The sequence below is a fragment of the Sporosarcina sp. ZBG7A genome (genome assembly GCF_000813425.1).
Classification (GTDB): domain Bacteria; phylum Bacillota; class Bacilli; order Bacillales_A; family Planococcaceae; genus Sporosarcina.
On sequence record NZ_JWIB01000026.1, the window covers coordinates 1 to 2,647 of the forward strand.

1 protein-coding gene is annotated in these 2,647 nt (G+C 39.8%); it reads right to left on the bottom strand.

Features of this window, described 5'->3' with window-relative positions; all coding sequences use genetic code 11:
- Positions 1-140 precede the first annotated feature (140 nt).
- Positions 141-1,937 carry a group II intron reverse transcriptase/maturase gene (gene ltrA, locus RL70_RS09965; RefSeq protein ID WP_039043270.1) on the bottom strand — a complete coding sequence of 599 codons (1,797 nt, stop codon included), beginning with the start codon at positions 1,935-1,937 and terminating at the stop codon, positions 141-143.
- Between the last annotated feature and the right edge of the window lie 710 nt (positions 1,938-2,647).

Below are 2,647 nucleotides of genomic sequence, written 5' to 3' on the forward strand. Positions count from 1 at the left end.
AGTTGGCAATAGGTAAGCATTTGATGTTATCTCCAGCTTTTCCCCTGCTCCACACCGAACGTGCTAGTTTCCCAGCATTCGGCGCTCCATCTAACGATGGGTACTAAATTATAAGTTCTTCGTTCCATTTTGACGTGAGATTATACTACCGTTTCAAGCCCACATTCCATTCGGTATTGGTTTAGTTTCTTAATCATTGAAGAAGTAAAACCAAACTTCCGTATTTCTGATGTGATAATTTCTGTATCTTTACGATGGACTAGCCGATGGATATCTTCATGAAGAATACGGAGATTTCTAAATTCATCCGTTCCACCTAAATGTTTAGGCACGTAGTGATGGCAGTGAACTTCACTAGCTGTTAAATCCCAACCGGTGAGTTCGCATTTCCCCATCTTCATACTGAAACGACTAATACGATTATCCATATATTCAACCGTCCGGTTGGGAAGAAATGACTTCATTAAATTACTAATTCCCAAGCCTACATCAGGCTTTATCTTATCGTAAATTGTCATTCTGCCTTCCTCCGTGAAAAGGGACAGTGTTGGACTAAAATTCATTGTGTTTACTGTCCGTACATCCGCAAGCGGAAACAGATGGACCCCTGCAATCTCAAACGTTTTAGGTCTTGAGCTGTAGAACTTTTTATAAGTCGTACTAGGATTGATTGGGCGTCCGTATTTTCCTACAGGACGAAGGCGATTATACAGAAAGGCTTTTAAATCGTAGGCAAGACGTGAGAATTCTAGATTGACATGTGTAGCTCCGTTAAAATAATTGTGAATACCTAAAACAAAACTATTAAAACGTAAAACATTTTGAGTGGTTGGGGAGGCTTTTATCCGTAAGATATGAACTTTAGCTTGTTCTTTGAGTTTCTCCCTCTTTTTACGTTTAATGCCCGTATGGGCAACTCTCTTATTTCTTTTCTTGTTTGCTTTTATTGTGAAACCTAAGAATTCAGACTTTCTTTTCCGCAAATTCACAATTTGTGACTTCTCTGGTGAAATATCTAGTTTTAATCGCTCTTTGAGATACAATTTTACTGCGTGATACCATCTTTGAGCTGTCTTTCCATCACGACAGAGAATTTTAAAATCATCTGCATAGCGTACGAGGTACCCTTCTTTAAGAGCTGTACGTTTCTTAGCAAACCTTTCGCTATCTTTTGATTTATAATCTTTTTTGAGAGGAAAGAACTCCCACTGACCTGCAACCCATTGGTCAAGGTCGTTGAGCACCACGTTCGATAGTAGAGTCGATAAAATTCCGCCTTGAGGAACACCTTTAGATGGAATCCCTTCTTTATCAATCTCAGCTTTCAACATTCTGGAGATACAAGCCAATACTTTTCTATCCTGAATGCCTAAGTTCCATAATTGTTTGATAAGAAGTGTATGATTTACATTATCGAAAAACCCTTTGATGTCAACATCCACTACGTAATGCAAATGAGCCTGATTGATGAGAAATTGTACTCTGGCCATGGCATGACGAGTAGACCTTAACGGTCTGAACCCATAGCTGTGTTTGTAGAAATGAGCTTCAGCAATTGGCTCAAGGACTTGTTTAAAACACTGTTGAATAATGCGGTCAAGCATACATGGAATTCCAAGAGGTCTAAATTGACCATTATCTTTTTCAATCCATTTTCTTCTAACTTTCTTAGGTTGGTAATTCTCCAATTTTGTTTGAATGGTTTTCACTAATTCACTTTCCGAAAGCTCTTTGATATCTTTGATGGTTTTTCCATCAGTACCAGGGGTCTTAGACCCTTTATTGGATTTAATCGTACGATAAGCCAGAAGGATGTTTTCTCTAGAGATGATAATCTCGTAGAGACGACTGAACGTATCCTGTTGACTAGCTCTTTCATATAAATCCGTGAAAATTCCCGTCATATTGTAGTAATCCCAATATCTCAAAGTTGACACTGTGGCATCCCTCCAATTGAGTGATGTTCCCACATTCCTACCCGATCGGTGTCATTCACGTGAAGAAAATAATCGTTCTCATTCGGTAGACTTGGGGCTGTTCCTCCACTTCTATTACAGAAGCTTCATTAGTCGTACCCCTACCTTCACAAAAGTAAATGCGTTTCAGTTGTTACCTTATCGCAAACGTTTCGGATGACAGTCCTCGTTTCAACGTCTCTTGCTTCCCAAGTACCTTACAACTTAGCTTTTAATACTAGACGTAGGTGCTTCTTTTAAGCCTGTGAGCTTGATACTGCCTTTGTTCAGTATAATGTATTTCAGAGGGCCAAATTTTACTTTACATCACTCACCCCATCGTTGGATGGGACATAGCTTTCACTATGTTCAAACTGTAGACCCTTTAATTCAGAAGTTCGTCAGTTCCTTCAGGGGGGAACATGCTCACCCTATCTAGTTTTTCAGCCATCCGGCATATCAGTTAGCATACCTTTTCTAAAGAATAGCTCCAGCCTTCCTTCTGCCGACTCTACCTGTGCTTCGAACCTCATGAACTGTCACTCATAACGCACGCAGGAGTCTTGATGGAATAGTTTTGGAAAACATGGTTTCGTCATTCCTATTCTTCGTTGTAGAGTTGAAATTCACATGATGAATTTCCTGTGTTTTCATGCCAAAGGCATTTATCACAGAACTTGTCGCGCTGGCCC